This is a genomic window from Lyngbya sp. CCY1209, assembly GCF_035615495.1.
Lineage (GTDB): Bacteria > Cyanobacteriota > Cyanobacteriia > Cyanobacteriales > Microcoleaceae > Limnospira.
The window spans coordinates 1-4,794 of sequence record NZ_JAJENU010000295.1; the positions used below are offsets into that span (position 1 = coordinate 1).

At 51.5% G+C, this 4,794-nt stretch carries 7 protein-coding genes; all 7 read right to left on the reverse strand.

The window, feature by feature from the left end:
• Positions 1 to 162: 162 nt before the first annotated feature.
• On the reverse strand, positions 163 to 729 hold the full coding sequence (locus LKE08_RS08635; protein ID WP_324703813.1) for a hypothetical protein: 567 nt from the start codon (positions 727 to 729) through the stop codon (positions 163 to 165).
• 18 nt (positions 730 to 747) lie between these two features.
• Positions 748 to 1,692 carry an alpha/beta hydrolase gene (locus LKE08_RS08640; protein ID WP_324703814.1) on the reverse strand — a complete coding sequence of 315 codons (945 nt, stop codon included), beginning with the start codon at positions 1,690 to 1,692 and terminating at the stop codon, positions 748 to 750.
• 15 nt (positions 1,693 to 1,707) lie between these two features.
• Complete coding sequence (locus LKE08_RS08645; RefSeq protein ID WP_324703815.1) at positions 1,708 to 2,382, reverse strand: class I SAM-dependent methyltransferase; 675 nt, start codon at positions 2,380 to 2,382, stop codon at positions 1,708 to 1,710.
• A 222-nt stretch (positions 2,383 to 2,604) separates the two neighbouring features.
• Positions 2,605 to 3,357: a class I SAM-dependent methyltransferase gene (locus LKE08_RS08650; RefSeq protein ID WP_324703816.1), complete on the reverse strand. Its 753-nt coding sequence runs from the start codon at positions 3,355 to 3,357 to the stop codon at positions 2,605 to 2,607.
• Between the two features lie 71 nt (positions 3,358 to 3,428).
• The gene (locus tag LKE08_RS08655) at positions 3,429 to 4,100 is read right to left on the reverse strand and encodes a hypothetical protein (protein ID WP_324703817.1); all 672 of its coding nucleotides are present in this window, start codon (positions 4,098 to 4,100) and stop codon (positions 3,429 to 3,431) included.
• The gene (locus LKE08_RS08660; protein WP_324703818.1) at positions 4,090 to 4,530 is read right to left on the reverse strand and encodes a hypothetical protein; all 441 of its coding nucleotides are present in this window, start codon (positions 4,528 to 4,530) and stop codon (positions 4,090 to 4,092) included. Before LKE08_RS08660 ends, LKE08_RS08655 begins: the two co-directional genes overlap by 11 nt.
• Positions 4,531 to 4,650: 120 nt before the next feature.
• Positions 4,651 to 4,794, reverse strand: a 144-nt coding sequence (locus tag LKE08_RS08665) for an HNH endonuclease signature motif containing protein (RefSeq protein WP_324703819.1), incomplete at its 5' end; no start/stop codon positions are given.

Genomic DNA, 4,794 nt, shown 5'->3' on the forward strand with positions numbered 1-4,794 from the left:
AAACCCTGATGTCGAGGGAATTTCCCCTCCCTACACCCTACACCCTACACCCTACACCCCCTCTAGCAGCGCTATATATCATGTCCGCTTAAACAGTTATTATTCCTGGGTGCCATCTTCTGAAGCGGCTTCAAACTTTTGCCGATTGCCTCTTGCCTATCATCAACGCCGGGAGGGGGGATCGGTGTTGAGGGGTTCCACGTCGAAGGTGCGAATTTCCGACCATTCGCCCCATTCTCCGTTGATTTTTGCCCGGACTTTCCACGTCCAATTTAAGCGGTTACGATCGCCGATATAACCCGCGCTGATTTCGCGATGGGAAGACTGGGAAAGGGTGTCGATGTCGATGACGGGATTTCGGGCATTTTCGCCGATGACGTACAGGTGATATTGGGTGGCGCCGGGACAGTCGGACCAGTCAAAATCCCAGATTATCAGATCGGCGCGATCTTCCCGGCTATTATCTAAAATCGCCCCATTTTGAGGTATAATAGGGGTGGGAATGCAGGCCGAATTTGTCGCCGTTTTGCAATAATAAAGTCTCATGATTTCCCGAAAAGAAGGTTCGTCGGGTGACAAATCTTCAAAGGGGATGGGGAGGCGATCGGCTCGATCTTCGGCACAGGCGTCTCGAATTTGTTCCGGGGTGGGTTTGGGAGTGGAGTTGGCGACGATCCCGAAACTGAGGATGATGGGAAAACTCAAAGCGGCATAAAAAGTTCGTTTCATGACTCCCATTCTGCGAGATCAATTTTCAGAATAAAACGCCCGTTTTAAGGCGATCGCAGATTCCGCCAAGGCTTCCCGTCCTTGACTGAGGATTCCGGCGAGGTTGACGAAGGCGTGAATCGTGCCCGGATAGCAGGAGATTTGGACGGGAACTCCGGCTTTTTTGAGGCGATCGCCGTAGGCTTGTCCCTCATCCCGCAGGGGGTCGAATTCGGCGGTGATAATCAATGCGGGGGGCAAGTTGGATAACTCTTTTGTCAAGAGAGGGGAAGCCAGGGGATCTCGTCTTTTAGTGATATCGGGAAGATAAAGCCGGCAAAAATAAGCAATTGAATCGGCGGTTAAAAAATAGTTATCGGCAAATTTTTGGCGAGATTCTGTCTCGATGTCTACCTGGGTTGATGGATAAATAAGCAATTGATAAACGAGTGGTGGCAAGGAGCGATCGCGCCGCATCAACGCCACCACCGCCACCAAATTTCCCCCGGCACTTTCGCCCCCCACCGCCACGCGATCGCGATCGCCTCCGAAGGTTTCCGCTTGGTTGAATACCCACTCTGTTGCGGTGAATCCATCCGCGATCGCGGCGGGAAATGGATGTTCCGGCGCCAGACGATAATCCACCGAAACGACGATACATTTTGCCCCATTTGCTAGAGTCCGGCAGATGCTATCCACCATATCCAAATCCCCCAGAACGTAACCCCCGCCGTGGAAGTAAACGAGAACCGGAAATGGCGGGTTTCCGGCGGGGGTGTAAATGCGGATCGGCAGTTCCCCGCCGGGGCCGGGAATGGTGCGATTTTCCACCTTTTCCAGCGGTTCCGGCGGGTGAGAAGAGTTGAGGAACATCTGATTGAGGCTTCTCAATTCCGCCGGCGTCAGGGTATGGAGAGGGGGGCGATCGGACTCAGCAATCAGATTGAGAAATGCTTGAGTTTCGGCGTTTGGCGAACGTTCCATTTTCTCAATTTCTCATTAACGAGATTTTCTGTATTCGAGACAAAACTGCGTCACGTCAGGATTTCTGTCTTCCGAAAATTGACGGCGTTGAATTTCTTCCAATCCGAAGGTTTGAAATTGAGACAGTTCACCCTCCGACAGCGGCCAGGGCGGGCCGTCCGGGGGTGCTTCGGTGGGGCGATATCGGGTAATTAATAATAAGATACCGCCGGGGGAAACGAGATCTGCGATCGCACCGATCGCCCGCGATCGCACGTCCAAAGGCAGGGATTGAGTGATGCGAGATTCCAGCACGAAATCGAACCGTTCCCGCCACTCCGGATCGAGGTTCAACAAATCTGCGACGGTGTAGTTGACCGGGGAATCGGGGAACCTTTGGCGACACCAGGCGATCGCAGTTTTGGAAATATCAAAAGCCGTCACCTGATAGCCACACTTCGCCAACCCTTCCGCGTCATCTCCCAACCCGCAACCCAGCACCAAAGCCGTTTTATTGTTATCCCGAATCGGGTGATTTTCCAGCCATGCTTGCAGTTGGGGATGAACCGCCAATGTCGCCCACGGAATGCGGGCCGGATCGCCCCCAGACCAGGCGTACAGGTTTTCAAACCACTGGGTGGGATCGGGTTGAGAATCTTCGACCATTTCCAAAATTTTTTTTCTGAGATTTTCGCGGGAAATTGAGGACATTGACAATTGGCATTTAATATCGGCTATTTTGACCGCGATCGCTTCCGTTATCGAGATGCGATCGCATCAGTTAAAAATTATATCAGATCCGCTTGTTTGAGGCTGACTCGTTTTTGTGGTGGCAACCTTATAGGGTTGCCCGTTTTTGTGGGGGCAATCGTCTCGGGTTGCCCATCCTTGGGTGCAACCTTATAGGGTTGCCCATCCACAAGGCTAGGTTTATCACTTCAATTTCATCACAAAAAACTCATATCCATACCAATCCTTATATTTTCGATACATCTCAATCTCCTGCCGTTCCATCTCCAAAACTTCCCGGGCCTCATCATCATTTTTATAGATATCGGAGAGGGTATTAATTCTGGACTCCACCCCATCATAATAATCAGTCCAGCCGGTTTCAGGAATCGTAAAATGGTCGAGGAGTTGATAGCCGCAGCGAGAAATCATCTCCGGAACTTGGGACAAATGTTTCATCCCCGGATAGTTTTCTCCCCAAAACTCCGCCACCTCCGACGGCGGATTTTCCCGCAACCAAACCAACTCACTCACCACCAAATAACCGTCCGGTTTGAGACAGAGTTTCCAGTCCGTCAAACCCGTTTCAAAACCGATAATATAAATGGAACCTTCAGCCCAAATGAGATCGAAATGCGATCGCGGAAAGGGCAAGGACGACATGGTTTGATTCAAACCGGTAATCCGATCCTGAAAACCGGCGGCTTCGGCGGCGGCTTGCAGGCGATCCAAATAGGGTTGGTGGGTGTCGATCGCGGTAATTGTCCCATCCGTCAACCTCGCCAGTTCCAACGTATGGGCACCGGGGCCGCAACCGACATCCAAAATATTCGGTTTCGACAGGGATGGCAGCATCTGAAACGCCTTTCGGGTGTACTCATCGCCCCCCGGAGCCTCTCGAACCAGATCGGTGTGAATTTCCAAAAAAATATCATTCATATCGGGTAGCACAGGCATCCTGCCTGTGAAAAACTCAAATTATCATCAGTCAATCACAAGCTAGAAGCTCGTGCTACGCGAATTATATCTCAACTTTTGGCTTTGAAATCTTTAAAAATTGCCTGGAAGCCGTACATCAACCGATTCACATTGTTCGCCTTTCCGGGAACAATGTCGCACTCCCACTTCCGCTTCCGACTCGCCAGCAGTTTACCCGCCACGTCCGACGCACTGTTCGAGACAAAATAGCACTCCCCCGCCACCCGCAACTCCGACGCCAACGCCAAAAACGCCTGGGCGAATTCCAGCTTCAATTGGGAGGCGTAATGTTCGCAATTAACCGCCAGCAAAATCCGCGACGCCCGGGGTTCCCGGCGGTTATTCCGGCAGGCATCGGCTTCGATTTTGTACAGGACGCAGATATCGCAGTCGTACAACACCCGCAGGCGCCCGTGAACTTTTACCCCCATGTGAATTTCCAGCGGGGGTTTATTGGGAAATTCGATAACCGCGTGGGTGTAGGGTTGGGTGGCGTCGTAAAGTTGTCCGGCTCGCTTGCGAAAAACGAGGGTTTCCGGATTGTTTTTGTCAACATCTTTATAGTAAACCAACGCCCCTTCATTTCGAGCCGCTTTGACGATGATACTGAAGATGTAAAACTTGAACCGATCGCCCGCCTCTTTTTCTGTTTTAAAATCGGGATTGATTGTCGATGCCAACTGGGTTTTTATATCCCGCAACAGGGACGCATTAACCGCCATCTTTTTCCACCTCCGATCGCAACTGTTCCAACGTCATTTTTAACCGATCGCACTGCTGCGATCGCGCCGAGATCGGGTCGGGAGAAAATTTGAATAACTTCCCCTTTCCCCCCACCGCCGAGGCGAACCGGATTTCCGGCTTCACCTCCAAAGTCAGCGCTTCGTGGCCCAAAACATCCGCAATTTCTCGATCTATTTCCGCACCCGAAATAATGGCGCGATCGACCGCATCGATCAGCAATAATAACCGCTCCTGGGGGCTGTGATACGCCAATTTCAAATCGGGGGACTTTCGCCCCGCCACCATCTCCTCGACCGTTTTTCCGGCACTCACCACGTCCTCAACCTGTTCGGCGACCCAGGTTAATTCCAATTCGTTAAGTATTTCGACCAGTTCATCATAAACGGCCGAACAATCCTGTTCGTTCATAACCGTTATTCACAATAACAACTTAAGGCCCCCACCAGCATTTTCCTGCGGGAGATTAGGGGTCGAGAGAGATGTCACCATCTCCCCCTCCCATTCAAAACCGTGCATGAGACTTTCACCTCACACGGCTCCTAGTTCAGTCGTCTCATTGTCATGAGTACGACTCTTGCTTTGACTACCATCTATTGCAGTCTTGGCATCGTGACAGTGGCGGTGCAGCAGTTGGAGGTTTTTGTAATCATCCTTTCCGCCGAGGCATCTAGG